We start from the raw sequence: 17,657 nt of genomic DNA, 5'->3' as shown, positions 1-17,657 counted from the left end.
TACCGGACGGCAGAGACCGCCCGGCACCCCTTCGGCATGTGGATCGTCGCCCACCCAGCATCCGCCCGCCGGCCCGCCCCCGCCACTCCAACGGGTCAGTGGGAGGGCCCCAGCGCCCAGGCGGCGAAGGAGAGCGTGCCCATCGACACCACCGTGGAGGCCACCACGCTGTTGCGGGCGAGGCCGGTGTCCAGGCCGTACTCACGGGCGTAGAGGTAGGCGTTCTGGGCCGTGGGCAGCGCGGAGCATAGCACCACGGCCAGTACCTGATGACCGGGCAGCCGCAGGAGCGGACCGGCGACGAGGAAGGCGGCCAGGGGCTGGACGAGCGTCTTGAGGGCGACCGCGACGCCGACCTCCGTACGCCCCGTGACCCGGCCGGTCCCGTCGGGCGCGCTCGGGTGCCCCCGGCCGGCCGGGCCTCCGCAGAGGGACAGGCCCAGCGTGACCAGCGCCGTCGGCACGGCCGCCGCCCCGAGCACGTCGCACGCGTGGGTCACGGCCGTCGGCAGCCGCCACCCGGCCGCCGAGACGGCCACGCCGAGCAGCGACGCCATGATGACCGGATTGCGCACCGGCATGGTGAGCATCCGGCGCAGGCCGTCGGCGGCGGACCCTCCGCGCTGGGTTCCCGAGTCCAGGAGGGTCAGCACCACGGGCGAGACCAGCAGCACCTGGAACAGGATGACCTGCGCGACGAACGAGGCGTCGCCGAGCACGTGCACCGCCACCGGGATGCCCAGGTTGGCCGAGTTCACATAGCCGGACGCCATGCCGCTGACCGCCGCCTCGGCCCTCTTGCGGCCGAAGAACCGCCGGCCCGCCGCGTACCCCAGCACGGACACCAGCGCCGTGCCCGCGGCGAACGCCACCATCGCCGGATGGGCGAAGGCCGCCGGCCGCGACCCCGACACCATCGTGAACAGGGCGGCGGGCATGGCCACATGGAAGACGAACCGGCCGAGCACCGGCTCCGCCTGCTCCCCGAGGAGTCCGCTGCGGCCGGCCGCGTAACCGATGCCGGTCAGGATCCAGATGGGGGCGAAACCGGAGAGCAGCGCATGCATGGCCGCCATGATCCCTCGTACCCCTGAACGCTCCGCGGACAGGGGTGCGAGGGAGTGTTCAGGCGCCGGCCGTTGCCACCTGGAGTTGTTTGATGCCGTTGAGCCACGCCGACCGCAGCCGTCGCGGGTCGCCGGTCAGCCGCAGGTCCGGCAGGACGTCCGCGATCGCGTTGAAGATCAGGTTGATCTCCATCACGGCCAGGGACTTGCCCAGGCAGAAGTGCGGGCCGCCGCCGCCGAAGCCGAGGTGGGGATTCGGATCGCGGGAGATGTCGAACCGCTCCGGATGCTCGAAGACCTCGGGGTCGTTGTTGGCGGAGGAGTAGAACAGCCCGACCCGGTCGCCCTTCTTGATCCGCTGTCCGCCCAGTTCGACGTCCTCGGTGGCGGTCCGCTGGAAGGAGACCACGGGCGTCGCCCAGCGCACGATCTCCTCGGCCGTGGTCTCCGGCCGCTCGCGCTTGTAGAGCTCCCACTGCTCGGGGTGGGTCAGGAAGGCGTGCATGCCGTGGCTGATCGCGTTGCGCGTGGTCTCGTTTCCGGCCACGGCGAGCAGGATGACGAAGAAGCCGAACTCGTCGGAGGAGAGGTTGCCCTCGCCCTCGGCGGCGACCAGTTGGGAGACGATGTCCTTGGCCGGGCACTCCTTGCGCGCCGCCGCGAGGTTCATCGAGTAGGAGACGATCTCCATGGCCGCCTCGGCGCCGATCTCCTCGGTGATCGCGTACTCCGGATCGTCGTACGCGGCCATCTTGTTCGACCAGTCGAAGATCCGCGCCCGGTCCTCCTGCGGTACGCCGATGAGCTCGGCGATGGCCTGGAGCGGCAGTTCCACGGCGATGTTGGTGACGAAGTCGAACGAGCCGTCGTCGCCGGCCGCGGCGAGTGCCGTCTCGACGATGGACCGCGCCCGGTTGCGCAGCGTCTCCTCCAGGGACCGGATGGCGCGGGGGGTGAAGCCGCGCTGGACGATCTGGCGGACCCGGGTGTGCTCGGGCGGGTCCATGTTCAGCATGATCAGCTTCTGGACGTCGATCTGGTCGCGGCTGATCGACTCGTTGAAGCGGATCACCGCGGTGTTGGTGTGCGACGAGAACAGCTCGGGACGGGTCGAGACGTACTTGACGTCCGCGTGCCGGGTGACGACCCAGTAGCCCGCGTCGTCGAAGCCGGAGATGCCGCTGGGCTGGGTGCACCACCAGACCGGCGCCGTCTCCCGCATGAGGGTGAACTCCGGGTGCGGGACGCGGGCGTGGAGCAGGTCGGGATCGGTGAAGTCGAACCCTTCGGGCAGATGGGGGCAGGACATCGGCAGCTCCAGGTCGAGAACTCCAGGTCGGTCCGAGAGCCGTCGGGACGTTGTCCGCACATTGTCTGACGACCCATCAGAAGTTGCCCGCAAGTTAGTAACGAGTTCTACAACTGACAAGGGGCATGGCCGGATCTGTTGCGTGAAGTCTTCGCGAACCCGGCCGAATTCCGGCGGGTGGGGGTCGTGAAGGCAGGGCAAGGTGCGTGCAAGACCCTTGCGTACCGGGGGTAAGCCTCATAAGACTGCTGCAGAACTAGAACGCGTACTAGTTGCTTCCGTGGGCGCCGGGACGCCTCTGCGGAAGTGCGAGGAGAGGACGAGCTCATGGCCGCGGAACCCGTCATCGTCGAAGCCGTACGCACTCCCATCGGCAAGCGCCAGGGCGCGCTCGCCAATCTGCACCCCGCCTATCTGCTGGGTGAGACCTACCGTGAACTCCTCGGCCGGACCGGCATCCACGCCGACTGCGTCGAACAGATCGTCGGCGGCACCGTCACCCATGCCGGCGAGCAGTCCATGAACCCCGCCCGCAACGCCTGGCTGACCGTGGGGCTTCCGTACGAGACCGCCGCGACGACCGTGGACTGCCAGTGCGGCTCCTCGCAGCAGGCCTCCCACATGGTCGCCAACATGATCGCGGCCGGGGTCATCGACGTCGGCATCAGCTGCGGGGTCGAGGCGATGTCGCGCGTACCGCTGGGCAGCGGCTCCAAGCACGGGCCGGGCAAGCCGTGGCCCGACGAGTGGAACGTCGACCTGCCCAACCAGTTCGAGGCCGCCGAACGCATCGCGCGCAAACGCGGTCTCACCCGTGAGAACGCCGACGCGCTCGGTCTCCTCTCGCAGGAGAGGGCGGCCGTCGCCTGGGCCGAGGAGCGCTACAAACGCGAGACGTACGCGGTCCAGGTGCCCACCACCGAGGCCGAACAGGCCGCCGGCCAGGGCATGTGGCGGCTCGTCGACCACGACGAGGGGCTGCGCGACACCACGATGGAAGGGCTCGCCGGGCTCAAGCCCGTGATGCCCACCGCCATCCACACCGCGGGGAACTCCTCGCAGATATCCGACGGCGCCTGCGCGATCATGTGGGCGTCCAAGCGGATGGCGCGGGCCCTCAAGCTCAAGCCGCGGGCCCGGATCGTCGCCCAGGCACTGGTCGGCTCCGATCCCCACTTCCATCTCGACGGCCCCATCGACGCGACCCGTGCGGTGCTCGGCAAGGCCGGGATGTCGCTCAGGGACATCGACCTCGTCGAGATCAACGAGGCCTTCGCGTCCGTCGTCCTGAGCTGGGCGCAGGTCTTCGACCAGGACCTCTCGAAGGTCAACGTCAACGGCGGCGCGATCGCCCTCGGTCACCCCGTCGGCGCCACCGGGGCCCGGCTGATCACCACGGCCCTGCACGAACTGGAGCGCAGCGACAAGGAGTTCGCGCTGATCACCATGTGCGCGGGTGGTGCGCTCGCCACCGGCACGATCATCCAGCGGTTGTAGGGGCCCGCCGGGACGGGGGCCGCGACCACGGCCCCCGCCGTCCGGTCAGCCCGTCAGCGACCAGCCGCTGAAGTCCGCCCGGCCGCGCCGGCCGGACCCGCCGTTCGCCGCCGTCATGAAGAACCCGACGTCCTGGGCGGCCGCCGCGCCCGGCGCCGTCGCCGTGCCCACCGTCCGCCAGGTGGTCCCGCCGTCCGTCGAGCAGGCCGCCGCGTACGCACCCACGGCCCGTGTCAGCCGCAGCAGCACCGGCCCGGTGACGCCGGGCAGCGAGAGGCGCTTCTCCAGGGTGCCGTCACCGTTGGCGTCGTACGAGAGCACGACCCCGTTGGCCGGGGTCAGGGCCAGATTCAGGAACCCCCTGGACCCGGCCGTCCCCATCGCGTTGCGGACGACGATGCCGGCCCGCGCCCAATTGCCCGTGTTCTCCTGCGCGTCCACGCTCACGGTGGCGCTGCCGCCGTCCGCGAAGGCCGCCGCCCGGTACGCCGTGCCGAACTGGGCCGTCGACCCCCACAGATCGCTGCCCGCCCCGTCGATGGCGAAGCGCCCGCCGGCCTGTCCGAACGACGCGTCGTTCGCGTTGTGCGTCAGCCAGCCCGCGTCGAGCGGCCCCGCCACGTAGATCCGCCCCCGCACCACCGCCGTGACCGGCCGCTCCCCGCGGGGCCCGTACTCGGTCCGCAGCTCGAAGGGATGCGGCTCCAGCGGGTCCCCGGGTCCGGCCTGCGGGGCGGTGACCCGCCAGCTCACCCCGGCGCTGCCGCCCGCCGCCACACCGGCGAGCTCGACCGGCCCCTGCGCCTCGCTCTCCAGACCGGGCAGGCCCAGAAGGAAGCGGACCGGGCCGGTCGCGCGCAGCCCGTTGACGTTGCGGAAGCCGGCCTCGATGACCGCCGAGCCGCCGGGCGGGAGGGCGGCGCGGTCGGCCTCGACCGTGACCGTGCCCTGGTAGGGGGCGGTCGACAGCGTCTCGTACACCCGGCGCGCGGTACGGTGCACGGCGCTCGCGCTCAGCTCCCGCAGCGGGTACGCCTTGCGCTCCCGCGTCCACGGCTCCTCGACGGCATACCAGTCGAAGGTCCGGGGCGCCCGGTCATGGGCGAGCGCGTCCGCCATCTCGTCCAGATAGCTCTGCCACTGCGGCAGATGGAAGTCGCCGGTCAGCCCCTGCCAGTCACGGTTGGCGTAGTTGGCCAGTCTCCCCGCGTCGGCCGCCGGCCGGTCCGCCCACGTGGTGACCAACGCACGGGCGCTGTGCTCGAGCTGTGCGGCCTCGGCGGGCGAGGAGGCGGACCGGCGGGCCTCGTCCAGCCACGGTCCGAGCATGAACGCGCGGTGCCCGCCGGTCATCTCCTCGCTCAGCCGCATCAGTTTCAGCCAGAGGGCCGACAGCGCGTCGAACGTGCCCCGGTCCTTGCGCTCGTACGCCGCGCGCAGCTGCGGCAGTAACTGCCGGGAGCGGTTGGCGAGCGCCTGGCGGGCGAAGTCGGTCAGATCGAAGCGGTACGCCTCCGAGCGGCGCAACGGCTCGCGCACCGCCAGCAGCCCGGCGAAGGCCAGGTCGAAGCCCGCCGAGTCGAACGAGAGCTGGGTGGTGCCCCAGTAGGTGGCGTTGACCGCCGCGAGGTCGGGCCGGGCCGCGAACAGCGAGTCGTGCGGGCGGCCGTCGCTGCTCTGCACGTCGTACGCGGTGTCACGCAGCGCGGCGAACGCCGCCGTGGCCTGCCGGTCCCGGCCGCCGTACCGGAACTGCGCGTACCGCGCGAACCAGGCGGCCCGGTCGACGGTCTCCTCGCGCCAGGCCAGCTCGGTGAACAGCTCGAAGGCGGCCGGGTCGCGGTCCGTTGACTCCGGCAGATAGGCGGTCCCGGTCAGCGTGCTGCCCGCCTTGTCGCGCCAGGCCGGGAACTTCCGCGTCCACGCCGGAGCCATCGCGCCCAGCGTGGTCCGGCCGCCGAAGTTCGGGATCGCGCCGAACGCGTACGGGGTGTTCCCCCACTCCGTCTCGCGGTCCGTCGCCTCGTCCAGCTCCGAGCGGCCGTCCACGATCAGGACCCGCGTCTTGTCGAGCGCGTCCAGCAGCTCCCGCCGGGGATTGCCGGTCCAGCCCATGATCACCCAGGTGGCGCCGGGGCGGGCGGTCTGCAGCGCGCGTTCGATCCCGCGCGCCGCCTCGGGAATGTCCACCCCGCCCGCGCTGCCGCCCTCGTGCAGGATGTCCATCTTGTACGCGGGCGCGTCGTCGAACAGCACCCGCTGGTGCCGGTAGAAGGACGCGGCGGCCCGGGCGAAGGTCTCGGTGCGCGGGTCCAGCCAGTCCGGGCGCCGGAATCCGGACCACAGGCCCTGCGGGACGACCACGGCCCCGGGGTTGCGGTCCGCGAATTCACCGGGGACCGTGCCGAAGTATCCGGGCAGGACCGGGGCCATGCCGAGTTCCCGCATCCGGTCGGCTGCCCGCCGGCCCAGCGCGGCCCGCCGGGCGATGAGTTCCGGGGTGACCGGGCCCCCGTACCCGCTCATGTTCTGCAGCAGCCACCACGGCTGATGGGTCGGCGCCGGGATCCAGGCCCTGGCCTCCGCGTCGCTGTAGCCGAAGTCCTGGAGCATCCGGTGGTACACGGCCTCCTGACCGACGGTCAGGAACACCTGGTTGCAGCCGTGCAGGGCCAGCACGTCGATGGTCCGCTCCCACCGCGCCCAGTCCGCGTAGGGGGCGGTGTAGCCGTCGTACGTGTCGTTGAAGGTGAACCGGTGCGGGACCGTCGCCGCGCGCTCCAGCGGCCGGGCGGGCGCGGGCAGCAGGGGCGGCAGGTCGAGCTGGCTGCCGCCCCAGGAGATCACCGCGTCGCACACGTACTTCAGGTACCAGTGCACACCGGTCAGGATCACCGCCGGGCTGGTCCCCGCCACCTCGATGCGCCCGCGCGATCCGCCGACCCGGAAGCGCTCGCCGCCGTCCGCCGGATCGAGGAGAGTCAGCCGGAACTGGCCGGCGTGCCCGCCCAGCAGCCGTCCGAGCGCCGCCTGCGCGGCCGCTGTCGCCCCGGCCCCGCCGGCCGGCCCGGCCACCGCCGGGATCTGCGTGCCGAGGGCGGCGGTCACGCCCACCGCTCCGGCCGTGGTCAGTAGCGTACGTCTCGACAGCTGTGTCACGAGCACTCCTTGGTCGTCGCCATGGATGGTGCGTCAGATGTGAACCGGATTCTGCGGGGCGCACGTTAATGGGGGGACGCAGGCGCGACAACGGCCCCCCAACATCTTTCGGACAGGCCGCCGGATGGCCCAGCGGACGCTCATCGGGAGGAACGGCGAAGACCCCCGGCCGCAGTGCGGTCGGGGGTCTTCGTGGCCGGCGGTTCCAGGGCGTGTTTCGCCCTGGTCCGGGTGGACTCAGTACCAGTTGTGGGCCTGCCAGAACGACCAGGCGCCACAGGGGCTGCCGTAGCGGGAGTTCATGTAGTCCATGCCCCACTTGATCTGGGTGGAGGGGTTGGTCTGCCAGTCGGAGCCGGCGGACGCCATCTTCGAACCGGGCAGCGCCTGGACCAGGCCGTAGGCGCCGGAGGAGGCGTTGGTCGCGCTCGGGTTCCAGCCGCTCTCGTGGCTGACGATGTTGCTGAAGCACTGGAACTGCGCGTCGTCACCGATCATCTGCTTCGCCGTGTCCTGCGCGCTCGCGGCGGCGGACGTCGGCGCGGCGGAGGTGGCCGCCATGGCCGGGGAGACGCCCAGAGCCACTCCGGAGGCGCCCAGCAGCAGTGCTGCACCGGCGACGGCGGACTTACGACGGGCGAGGATGTTACGGGCGAACGTCACAGGGAACCTAACGTCGGGTACGGGGGAGTCGCGTGCTCCGGTCCGAATCCTGCGTGGACCGTTGCGCGTTGACCGCGGTCCGTTCCGTGGACGCTGCGGTGCTCGGCGACGTCTCCAGTGTTAGCCGCGCCGTTCAACCACCGCAACGACCCCCGGTACGACCCCGCCTCGCACGAGAGGCCGAAGGTCCCGAACCCCCTCAAACCGCTTCATAGCAGGTCGCGGGGGATGAAACGGGGTCCCGCGGAGGCCGTACGCGCCTCCTAACCCGCTTCGTACAGGACCAAGGTCCTGTGGGTGCCCTCACTCGCCGGGAGCCCCGAATGTGACCTGGGCCTCGAAGGCCGCACGCCGGGTGGCCCGGCGCAGCGCCTTCAGCAGCGCGGCCCCGACGGTCAGCGTCAGGACGACGGTGAGCACGGCCCGGCCCAGGTCCCAGCCGAGCGAGGTGGCCGTGCAGTACGCGAGGAACCGCACCAGGTTGTCGGCGAGCGCGTCCCCGGGCCGGAACGAGACGCCCGAGCCGAGCCCGGGCACGATCGTCCACCCGTAGAGGTTCATGACCGTCCCGTAGGCGAACGAGGCCACCGCCCCGTACCCGGCGAGCATCAGCAGCTCGGCGCGCCCGCGCAGCCGGTCCGGGCCCGGCAGCAGCCCGGCGCCCATCGCGAACCAGCCCATCGCCAGCATCTGGAACGGCATCCACGGGCCCACCCCGCCGGTCAGGAGCGCGGAGGCGAACATCGTCACCGAGCCCAGCACGAAGCCGAAGCCGGGCCCGAGCACCCGGCCGCTCAGCACCATCAGGAAGAACATCGGCTCCAGACCGGCCGTGCCCGCCCCCAGCGGGCGCAGCGCGGCTCCGACCGCGGCCAGCACCCCCAGCATCGCGACGGCCTTCGCGTCGAGCCCGGCGTCCGCGATCATCGCGACCACCACCCCGACCAGCAGCGGCAGCAGCGCGGCGAACAGCCACGGCGCGTCCTGCGCGTGCGCGAGCCCGGAGCCCGGCCCGGCCAGCAACGGCCAGCCGAAGGCGGCCACCCCGATCGCGCTGATCAGCACCAGCGCGGCGACGGCCCGCGGACCGAGCCGCACCGGACGCGCCCGCCGCTCCCGCGTCCCGGTCACCCGGCACCTCCCAGCGCCTCGCGCACCTGCGACACGGTGAGCCACTCCTGCGGGGCGAGGACCTTGGCGATCTGCGGGGCGAACGCGGGTGAGGACACCACGACCTGCGGGGTCGGCCCGTCCGCGACGACCTCCCCGTCGGCGAGGATCACCACCCGGTAGGCCAGCTCGGCGGCCAGCTCCACGTCATGCGTGGCCAGCACGATCGCATGGCCGTCGGCCGCCAGCGCGCGCAGCACCCCCACGAGCCGGGCCTTCGCCGCGTAGTCCAGCCCGCGGGTCGGTTCGTCCAGGAGCAGCAGCGGGGGCCGGGCGGTGAGCACGAGCGCGAGCGCCAGGGCGAGCCGCTGCCCCTCGGACAGATCACGGGGGTGCGTGGCGTCCGCGACCCCGGGCAGCAGCTCGGAGACCAGCGCCCGGCAGCTGCCCGGCGCGGCGCCCGCGTCGGCGTCGGCCGCCGCGCACTCGGCGGCCACGGTGTCCGCGTACAGCAGATCACGCGGCTCCTGCGGTACGAGACCCACGCGGCGCACCATCTCGGGCGGCGGGGTGCGGTGCGGGGTGCGCCCGCCGACGAGCACGGTGCCGGAGGTGGGCTCGACCATGCCGACCAGGGCGGAGAGCAGGGTGGACTTGCCCGCGCCGTTGCGCCCCATCAGGGCGACCGTCTCGCCGGGGGCGACGGTGAGTGTCACCCGGCGCAGCGCCTCGACCCTTCCGCGCCGCACCGCGAGGCGTTCGACGCGGGTGGTGGCGTCGGTGACGGGCTCTTCGTGCCGTTCCCGCGGGGCGCGGCCGAACAGCCGGGCGAGGGCGGACGGCCGCGGTGCGGGGCGGGGCGACGGGGGAGGGAGCGTTGTCCGGCCTCCGCCGCCACCGCCGACCGGCCCGGGCTCCACGCCCGCCAGCCGCTCACGCATCCCCGACGCCCGGCGCCGGGCATCACGGACCGACAGCGGCAGCGGCTCCCAGCCGGCCAGCCGGCCCAGCGACACCACCGGCGGATGCACCGGAGAGACGGCCATCACCTCGGCCGGCGCGCCCATCACGGGGGCGGCGCCCGGCGACGGCAGCAGGACGACCTGGTCCGCGTACTGCACCACGCGCTCCAGCCGGTGCTCCGCCATCAGCACCGTCGTCCCCAGGTCGTGGACGAGCCGCTGGAGCACCGCGAGGACCTCCTCGGCCGCCGCGGGGTCCAGCGCGGACGTCGGCTCGTCCAGCACCAGGACCCGGGGGTGCGGGGTCAGGACCGAACCGATCGCGACCCGCTGCTGCTGGCCTCCGGACAGGGTGGCGATCGGCCGGTCGCGCAGCCCGGCCAGACCCAGCAGGTCCAGGGTCTCCTCGACCCGCCGGCGCATCACGTCGGGGGCGAGGCCCAGGGACTCCATGCCGTACGCCAGCTCGTCCTCGACGGTGTCCGTCACGAAGTGGGAGAGCGGGTCCTGGCCCACGGTGCCGACCAGATCGGCGAGCTCCCGGGGCTTGTGCGTGCGGGTGTCCCGCCCGCCGACGGTGACGCGCCCGGTCAGCCGGCCGCCGGTGAAGTGCGGCACGAGTCCCGAGACCGCACCCAGCAAAGTCGACTTGCCGACCCCGGACGGGCCGACGAGCAGCACCAGCTCACCCTCGGGGACGGTCAGGTCGACGCCCGACAGGGTGGGGCGGTCCACGCCCTCGTACTGCACCGAAACATCGTCGAACCGGATCACACCTGCTCCTCGAAGCCCGTGGGGGAAGGCGGGACGGGCGAGCCTGCGGGGGGAGGCGGCACGGGCGCGACCACCGCCGGCAGCAGACCGGTCAGTACGGCGGCGGCCGGCCACAACGGCAGCACGGGCGCGGTCAGCGGTACGACCCCGGGGTGCAGCGCCGCCGGATCCGCACCGCCCGCCCAGATCATCGCCACGGCGACCGCCGCACCGGACCCCGCGACCAGCCAGGCCCGGGCGCCCCAGTGGTCGGGCCGGTACCGGGTCCGCACCGACCGCGCCCCGCCGAGCCGCAGCCCGGCCATCGCCGCGACGAGGCCGGCGATCAGCAGCGGCACCCCGTACACCGCACCCTGTGCGGCGAGCAGCCCGTACGTGCCGGCGCAGACGCCCAGCAGCCCGCCGAGCGTGAGGACGTTCGTCGTGTGCCGGACGACGGCCGGCACCTGTGCGGTGCGGCCGTAGCCGCGGGCGTCCATCGAGGCCGCCACCGCGACCGACCGCTCCAGCGCGCCCTCCAGGACCGGAAGCCCGATCTGGAGGACGGCCCGCACCCCGCCGGTCGGCCGGCCGCGCAGCCGCCGGGCCGTGCGCAGCCGCATCACGTCGGCGACCATGTTCGGGGCGAACGTCATCGCGACGACGACGGCCACCCCGGCCTCGTACAGCGCACCGGGCAGGGACTTCAGCAGCCGGGCCGGATTGGCGAGGGAGTTCGCCGCGCCGACACAGATCAGCAGCGCGGCCAGCTTCGCCCCGTCGTACAGCGCGAACACCAGCTGTTCCGCGGTCACCCGGCCCCCGATCCGGACACCCTGCGCCCACTCCGGGAGCGGCGCCTCCGGAAGCGTGAAGACGACGTGCGTGCCGGGGATCGGGGAGCCGAGGAAGACGGAGAAGACCAGCCGCACGCCGATGACGAACAGCCCGATCTTGATGAACGCCCCGTAGGACCGGGCCCATGGGGCGTCCGTGCGGCGCGCGGCCACGACGTAGCCGGCCACGCCGACCAGCAGGCCGAGCAGCAGCGGGTTGGTGGTCCGGGACGCGGCGGTGGCGAGCCCGAGCGCCCACAGCCACCAGGCCCCGGCGGGCAGTGCGTTGCTCCGGGAGGCGGCCGGGGCGCGCCAGGCCCGGATCAGGTCCGCCGACGCGTCCGTGCGGCCGGGCGTCGTGCCGGTCATCCGCGGCGGCGGCGGGCCTGCGCGACGGCGGCGATGCCGAGGAGGAGGACGGCGGCGACCCCGACGAGGACCCCGGCGGACGGCCCGCCCCCGTCCGGACCGTGGCCGCCGGCGGTGACGCCCGCCGAGCTGGGGGCCGAGGCGTCGGCGGTCCTGCCGCCGCCCGCGTCCCCGTCCCCCGTCACCTGTTCACCGCAGCCGGAGGCCGGGTAGCCGGAGATCGCGCAGAGCAGCGCGTCACTGCCGTACCGCAGCGGCTTGGCCACCGAGGCGAGGGCGTCCGCACTGCTCGCGTCCTCCGGGACCCGCGCGCACGCGGTCCGCGGTGCGGGCGGGGTCTCCCCGTCCGGGGCGTCTGCGGCCGTACCGGGATCGATGACGAGCGCGATCCGCTTGGCGCCGGAGGCGGCAGGCGTGTGCGCGCAGATCTCCGCGAAGCCGGGGGAGCGGCGCGGCTTGGCCGCGTCCTGCGAGTCCGCGCTCACGGAGAACCGGAAGCCCTGCACCGAACCGTCGTCGGGGCGGACCAGGGACGGCCCCTGGGTGGCATACGCCCACCCGCTGCCGGAGCCCTCCCAGAACGACCAGTAGCGGTAGCCCGCCGCCTGGGCCGTGCCGGTACCGAGCACGGCCAGGACGGCGCCCAGGACCACCAGCAGCACGGTGGCCCGCCCGGCGCGCCTCAGGGGCTGCCGGGTGGCCACGGGCCGGGCGGCCACGCCCTGGCGCGTACTCACAGCTGCTGGTTCTTGCGGCGGCCGCTGATCAGGAATCCGGCGCCGGCGCCGACCGCGAGGCCGATCCCGACGAACCACCAGACACCGCCGATCCCGTCCCCGTCGCCGCTGTCCTTCTGCTCTTCCTCGGTGGCGCTCGCGGTCGGCTTCTTGTCGGTGGAGGGCGCGGGCCCGGTCGCGTTCAGCTGGGCGACGAGGTCGGCGCCGCCGAAGTCGTGGACGTCGGCGTCGGTGGAGTGGGCGGCCATGACGAGCTGGGCGTAGGCAGCGGGGCCGTTCTCCTTCGCCCAGGCCGCGGAGTTCTCCTCCAGCCACTTCACGGAGGCGGCGGCCTTGTCCTTGTGACCGGCCGCGGACAGGGCGACCACGGCGTCGGCGGTGTTGCCGAAGTCGGGCTGCGGGGCACTGTCCTCGGCGCCGGGCATCGGCGGCGAGTCGAGGTGGCCGGTCTTCGCGAGGGCCCCGGCGAGGTAGGAGGCGCCGTTCTGGGCGGCCTGTTCGGGCTTGAGGGCGCTGCCCTCGGTGCAGGCGGGGTCCTTCACGGCGGCGTTGTCGCCGACGACGAGTCCCTTGCCGAGCGAACCGAGGACGGCGGCCGCGGTGGCGTCACCGTTCGCGACGAGCTTGCCGGCCTTGTCGGGCTGGTAGGCGAACGCGCCGCCGTCCTTGCCGCCGCACGGGATGGCGAAGGTGAGCAGGGCGTCGTACGGCGTCTTGCCGGCGTCGTTCGTCACGTCCCCGAGCTTCTCGCCGGCCCGGGCGAGGGCGCCGATCACGATCGAGGTCGAGTTCGCGTCACTCGGGCTGCCGGCGGTGTAACCCCAGCCGCCGTCCTTGTTCTGTACCGACTTCAGCCAGGCGACCCCGTTGTGCACGAGATCCTCGTGTCCCCGGACCTCGTGCAGCGCCTGCACGGCGGCGGCCGTCGCGTTGGTGTCGATCATGGTCTTGGCGTCGCAGGGCACGGAGGGGTCCGGCCGGTACGCGGGGAACGCCCCGCTGTCGCACTGCTGGCCGATCAGCCAGTCGACGGCCTTGGCGGCGGGCGAGACGCCCACGGCCCGCTGCGAGACGAAGGCCAGCGACTGCCGCCACACCCCGTCGTACGTCGGGTCCTTCGTGCCGTACAGCCCCGAGGGCAGGGCCGTGGACGGCGAGGGGGAGGGGGACGGCGCGGCAACCGCGGCCGGAGCTGCGGCCGCACAGAGCACGGTGGCGGTGGCGGCGAGCGCAGCTGCGCTGCGGCGTACGGTCATGGCGGGCGGTGCCTCTCCTGGGGGAACCGGGCACAGGCACACACAGGCACCAGGCTCCGGCTCCGTATACCTCGACGGTGCCGGCCGACGGGGGGTCCCGACGGCGCGAGCCGGTCACGCCACGAGCAGGGCATTCCGGCTTCCACCGGACGAGGGGAGCCGGAAGGCGGCTCCCGCACGCCGAGGCGGTTACGGCTGCGGGTCAGCGCCGGATTCGCACCGGCTTTCCCCTGAACGGGCATGATGACGACGCGCTCACTCTACCGGGCGGGTTCCGGAGGGCCTCGGGACGGGGCGGCCCGTCCCACGACGGCAGAGGACCCTGCGGACGGCCCGGGATGCGCCCGGGGTCCCCGAAAACGCGCATGGCTCTTTCGAGGGGTGATCGTTAAACTGCAACCGGCTTGCACATCAGTCGGGTTGAAGGGGCGGGCGGACATGACCACAGGTCCAGGGGGATTCCCCCCGCCTCCTTCCCGACCGCCCGGCACCCCGCCGCCGCCCTCTCCGCCCCCGCCGCACCTGGGCCCTCCCCGGTGGTCATGGTGGGTCGGCGGGATCGCCATCCCGCTGGCCGGCATCCTGGCGACCCTGATCGTCAGCAACGACCCCGGTCCTGCCGCGGCCCCCGCTCCGGCCCCCGCCCCGGCGTCCAGCAGCGCGCGGACCGGGCCGACCGGACCGAAGAGCCCGGACCACGCGTCGGCGGAAAGCGCGTCGCCGCGTGCGACTCCGGACGCCTCGGCCTCCCCGTCCCCGGGCGTCTCGTCCTCCTCCGACGCCGATCTCACGGCGCCGGCCGGGTACGCGGAGGCGGTCAGGGCGATGTGGGGGCTCGCACCCGCCCCCTGCAACCAGAACGAACAGCAGCTCGTGGATCTCGACGACGGCAGCAGCCGCGTGGAACCCGCGGGCAGGGGCGAGGACAACGGCGCGGCGAAGGACCCCCGCGGGGCCGAGCTCCTCTACTGGCCCCTCAGGTGCTGGGACAGCGACAACTACCGGGTGCGCGCCCTGCCCAACACCCGCGTGGGGCTCCTCCAGGCCGATATGCCGAAGTCCTTCGATTCGTGCAAGGCGGCTTCGGCGACCGGCTTCGGGGCGCTCGGTCTTCTCGACAGTTACGAACGCCGCAAGCGCGGTTTCGTCGAAGGCGCGGCGCTCTGCTCCGTCACGGACCGGGGCGCCGTCTCCATGGCGCTCATCGAGCACATCGACGACGGATCGGACGAGGCGTCGGTCAGCGGCACGCTCTACGTGTGGCCGAAGTCACCCTGACCGCCTGACCGCCTGACCGCCTGACCGCCTGACCGCTGGAGCCGCCTGACCGCCGGAGCCGCCTGACCGCCGGAGCCGTCTGACGCCGGACCGCCTGCACGGGCGCGCGCTCCCGCCCGTCCGGCGTCCGTCGCGTACGGTCCCGTCCCGGCATCGGCGGCCCGTCCCCGTCGCGGCCACGGCCCAGGACGGCGGTTCCCGCGATCACCGGGCCGATGGGCACGCGAGAAAGCCGTGGTCGTCACAGCCCGGCATGGCGCCTCGCCGCCGGCTTCGGCGCGGGGGTGCGCTGCGGCAGCGGGACGATCGCCGGCTCGGCGTCCTGGCCGAGGAAGAGCCGGCGGACGACGCGTTCGGCGGCGTGGCCGTCGTCGTACGGGCAGAAGCGCTCGCGGAAGGCGCTCCGCAGCGCCGTGGCCTCGGGATCGGACCAGCGGCCGCTGCGGAAGATGTCGACGAGCTCGTCCTCCGTCGTCGCCACCGGCCCGGGGGTGTCGCCCGGCCGGCCGGAGAGGAGGTCGAACGTGACGCCGCGGACCTGGGTGTAGACCTTCCAGTCGGCCGCGTCGATGACGATGGGGCGGTCCAGGTTGGCGTAGTCGAAGGTGAGCGACGAGTAGTCCGCGATCAGCGCGTCCGCCGCCAGGCAGAGGTCCTCGACGGACGGGTGGCCGGACACGTCGATGATGTTGCCCTGTCCCGCGAGGTCGCTCAGCCGCGTGTTCCGGCCGTCGAGGGGGTGGGTGCGGATCAGGAGGACGAAGTCGTCCCCCAGGGCCTCGGCCACGCGGGCCGGGTCGAAGGTGGGCGTCCAGTCCTTGCGGTAGTCGCGGTAGGTCGGCGCGTACAGCAGGGCGGTCCTGCCCTCGGGGATGCCGAGCCGCTCGCGCACGGCGGCGACGTCGTCCGCGCCGGCGGTGTAGAAGCGGTCGTTGCGCGGGTAGCCCGCGTCGAGGGACTCGAACCTCCCCGGGTACACCCGCTGCCACTGCTCCGTGGAGTGCTGGTTGGAGGAGAGGCTGAGGTCCCAGCGGCTCACCTGCGCCAGCAGGCGGTCGAAGCTCATGCTCCGGGTGGCGGCCGGGTACTCCTTCAGGTCCATGCCCATGCGCTTGAGCGGGGTGCCGTGGTGCGTCTGCAGGTGGATCTGGCCCGGGCGCTTGGCGATGCCGTCCGGGAAGCCGGCGCTGCTCACGAAGTACGTGGCGCGCGCCGTGACCTCCCCGTGGCGGCGGGAGCCGGGCACCACGTAGTCGACGCCGGCGGGCACCTGGCCGGCGAGTTCCTGGCGCACCACCCAGACACCGTGCACGTGCGGCGCCAGCTCCTTGGCCTTCTCGTAGACCGCGGCCGGATTGCCGGAGGGCAGCAGGTCCTCGTACGAGGTGTAGACGGCGAGGTTCGGATCCAGGGAGCGCCGGCGGTGCAGCGCGTGGAGGTTCGCGGCCGCGTGCCTGCCGACCCTGTTCGTGGCGCCGAGGACCCTCGTCGGCGCCTTCCTCTTGACCCGGGCGGCGAACTCGGTCGTCCGGTAGGCGTGGAAGGACCGCTTGGCCAGGGCGCGCATGTGCACCCCGAGCGATCCGCCGGGCAGCGTGTAGCCGGCCGGGAGGTGCGCGGCGTAGAAGTCCGCGGCGCGGCCGAAGAACTCCTTGCGGTCGGAGGGCCTGACCCGCTCGGGCCGCTTGAGCGTGAACAGCAGGTGCTGCACGGCACGCTCGAACATCAGGGGCCGGGACCAGGCCAGCTCGGGGCGTCCGTCGAGGAAGGTGAACAGGCCCTCGTACTGCGGGAAGATGTCGAAGTGCTTGCGGCCCGGCGTCTTCGTGATCGCACCGTGGCGGCGCTGGCGGTACTCGACGCCCACCCTGTTCAGGCAGCCGATGCGCTCGGCCGTGATCATCGCCATCTGGCTGACCGGCGCGTCCTCGTACAGTCCGGGCGCGTACTGGAAGCCCTGCTCCAGGAAGAACGCGCGGCGGAACGCCTTGTTCCAGGCCACCAGGAACAGATGGACGTACTCGGGCCGGTCCTGGAGACGGAAGACGTCCGTGCCCGCCCGTTGGAACAGCTCCGCGGACTGGCTGGGGCCGCCCTTGCCGTGCCAGTACGTGCGTATGTGGTCGAAGGCGAGGATGTCCAGGTCCCCGACCGCGTCGAGCCGGTCGGCCATCGCCTTCAGCAGGCCGGGGGTGTAGCTGTCGTCGCTGTCGAGGAAGAGGACGTAGTCACCCGTCGCGCGCTCCAGTCCGGCGTTGCGCGCCCGGCCCAGGCCCACGTTCTCCGGCAGGTGCACGGCCTGCACGCGTGCGTCGCGGGCGGCGTACTCGTCGATGATCGCCCCGCAGGAATCCGGTGAGCAGTCGTCGACGGCGATCACCTCGACGTCCGTGAACGACTGTCCGAGGACGGAGTCCAGGCACTCGTGGAGGTATCCCTGCACCTTGTACACGGGGATGACGACACTGAAACGAGGCATGGGAGGAGCTCCAGAGGGCGTACAGATGAAGGGGCTGAACAGGAAGACTACCGATCCCCGCGAGGTGCCGGGTGTGCGCTCTCCCCATGAGCGGAGTGGCTCGTTCCGAGCGGACGGTGATCCTCATGAGGGGCGGCGGCGCGCACTGGTCCCTGCGGCGGCGGCCCCACCGGAAGGCTAAT

12 protein-coding genes and 1 riboswitch are annotated in these 17,657 nt (G+C 73.1%); of the genes, 2 read left to right on the top strand and 10 right to left on the bottom strand.

The features are described from left to right. Positions 1-95: 95 nt before the first annotated feature. A complete protein-coding gene (locus E6R60_RS04090; protein WP_136325020.1) occupies positions 96-1,076 on the bottom strand; it encodes an AEC family transporter in 981 nt (326 codons plus the stop codon). A gap of 49 nt (positions 1,077-1,125) precedes the next feature. After that, positions 1,126-2,376: a cytochrome P450 gene (locus E6R60_RS04085; RefSeq protein WP_136325019.1), complete on the bottom strand. Its 1,251-nt coding sequence runs from the start codon at positions 2,374-2,376 to the stop codon at positions 1,126-1,128. 327 nt (positions 2,377-2,703) lie between these two features. Here E6R60_RS04085 and E6R60_RS04080 point away from each other — a divergent pair, with 327 nt between their 5' ends. Next, positions 2,704-3,873 carry a steroid 3-ketoacyl-CoA thiolase gene (locus E6R60_RS04080; RefSeq protein ID WP_136325018.1) on the top strand — a complete coding sequence of 390 codons (1,170 nt, stop codon included), beginning with the start codon at positions 2,704-2,706 and terminating at the stop codon, positions 3,871-3,873. A 45-nt stretch (positions 3,874-3,918) separates the two neighbouring features. Here the strand turns inward: E6R60_RS04080 and E6R60_RS04075 are convergent, their stop codons facing one another. The 7 genes from E6R60_RS04075 to E6R60_RS04045 form a co-directional block, all read right to left on the bottom strand. Continuing rightward, positions 3,919-7,032: an alpha-N-acetylglucosaminidase gene (locus E6R60_RS04075; protein ID WP_136325017.1), complete on the bottom strand. Its 3,114-nt coding sequence runs from the start codon at positions 7,030-7,032 to the stop codon at positions 3,919-3,921. Positions 7,033-7,269: 237 nt separating this feature from the next. After that, positions 7,270-7,695, bottom strand: a complete 426-nt coding sequence (locus E6R60_RS04070; protein WP_136325016.1) for a transglycosylase SLT domain-containing protein — start codon at positions 7,693-7,695, stop codon at positions 7,270-7,272. Positions 7,696-7,998: 303 nt separating this feature from the next. Beyond that, entirely contained in the window at positions 7,999-8,826 is an 828-nt protein-coding gene (locus E6R60_RS04065; protein ID WP_136325015.1) for an ECF transporter S component, read from the bottom strand. Further along, positions 8,823-10,541: an ABC transporter ATP-binding protein gene (locus E6R60_RS04060; RefSeq protein ID WP_136325014.1), complete on the bottom strand. Its 1,719-nt coding sequence runs from the start codon at positions 10,539-10,541 to the stop codon at positions 8,823-8,825. The genes E6R60_RS04065 and E6R60_RS04060 overlap by 4 nt, the downstream gene beginning before the upstream one ends. Then, positions 10,538-11,725: an energy-coupling factor transporter transmembrane protein EcfT gene (locus E6R60_RS04055; RefSeq protein WP_136325013.1), complete on the bottom strand. Its 1,188-nt coding sequence runs from the start codon at positions 11,723-11,725 to the stop codon at positions 10,538-10,540. The genes E6R60_RS04060 and E6R60_RS04055 overlap by 4 nt, the downstream gene beginning before the upstream one ends. Then, positions 11,722-12,411 (bottom strand): SCO2322 family protein, encoded by a 690-nt coding sequence (locus E6R60_RS04050; RefSeq protein ID WP_136325534.1) that lies wholly within the window; start codon positions 12,409-12,411, stop codon positions 11,722-11,724. The genes E6R60_RS04055 and E6R60_RS04050 overlap by 4 nt, the downstream gene beginning before the upstream one ends. Positions 12,412-12,458: 47 nt before the next feature. Further along, positions 12,459-13,718, bottom strand: coding sequence for a prenyltransferase/squalene oxidase repeat-containing protein (locus tag E6R60_RS04045; RefSeq protein WP_136325012.1), 1,260 nt, complete (start codon positions 13,716-13,718; stop codon positions 12,459-12,461). Between the two features lie 128 nt (positions 13,719-13,846). Continuing rightward, positions 13,847-13,950: riboswitch (cobalamin riboswitch) on the bottom strand. Positions 13,951-14,156: 206 nt separating this feature from the next. Here E6R60_RS04045 and E6R60_RS04040 point away from each other — a divergent pair. Next, the gene (locus E6R60_RS04040) at positions 14,157-14,996 is read left to right on the top strand and encodes a hypothetical protein (protein ID WP_136325011.1); all 840 of its coding nucleotides are present in this window, start codon (positions 14,157-14,159) and stop codon (positions 14,994-14,996) included. A 241-nt stretch (positions 14,997-15,237) separates the two neighbouring features. Here the strand turns inward: E6R60_RS04040 and E6R60_RS04035 are convergent, their stop codons facing one another. After that, the gene (locus E6R60_RS04035; RefSeq protein WP_136325010.1) at positions 15,238-17,475 is read right to left on the bottom strand and encodes a bifunctional glycosyltransferase family 2 protein/CDP-glycerol:glycerophosphate glycerophosphotransferase; all 2,238 of its coding nucleotides are present in this window, start codon (positions 17,473-17,475) and stop codon (positions 15,238-15,240) included. Positions 17,476-17,657: the final 182 nt, after the last annotated feature.

Source organism: Streptomyces sp. A0642 (assembly GCF_004795105.1).
Taxonomy (GTDB): domain Bacteria; phylum Actinomycetota; class Actinomycetes; order Streptomycetales; family Streptomycetaceae; genus Streptomyces.
This window is presented reverse-complemented; position numbering and strand designations above follow the sequence as displayed.

What these genes read in the sequence shown, in the direction of transcription:
- E6R60_RS04035 (WP_136325010.1), bottom strand. Translation starts at nt 17,475, where the DNA reads ATGCCTCGTTTCAGTGTCGTCATCCCCGTGTACAAGGTGCAGGGATAC.
- E6R60_RS04040 (WP_136325011.1), top strand. Translation starts at nt 14,157, where the DNA reads ATGACCACAGGTCCAGGGGGATTCCCCCCGCCTCCTTCCCGACCGCCC.
- E6R60_RS04045 (WP_136325012.1), bottom strand. Translation starts at nt 13,718, where the DNA reads ATGACCGTACGCCGCAGCGCAGCTGCGCTCGCCGCCACCGCCACCGTG.
- E6R60_RS04080 (WP_136325018.1), top strand. Translation starts at nt 2,704, where the DNA reads ATGGCCGCGGAACCCGTCATCGTCGAAGCCGTACGCACTCCCATCGGC.
- E6R60_RS04085 (WP_136325019.1), bottom strand. Translation starts at nt 2,376, where the DNA reads ATGTCCTGCCCCCATCTGCCCGAAGGGTTCGACTTCACCGATCCCGAC.
- E6R60_RS04090 (WP_136325020.1), bottom strand. Translation starts at nt 1,076, where the DNA reads ATGGCGGCCATGCATGCGCTGCTCTCCGGTTTCGCCCCCATCTGGATC.
- E6R60_RS04055 (WP_136325013.1), bottom strand. Translation starts at nt 11,725, where the DNA reads ATGACCGGCACGACGCCCGGCCGCACGGACGCGTCGGCGGACCTGATC.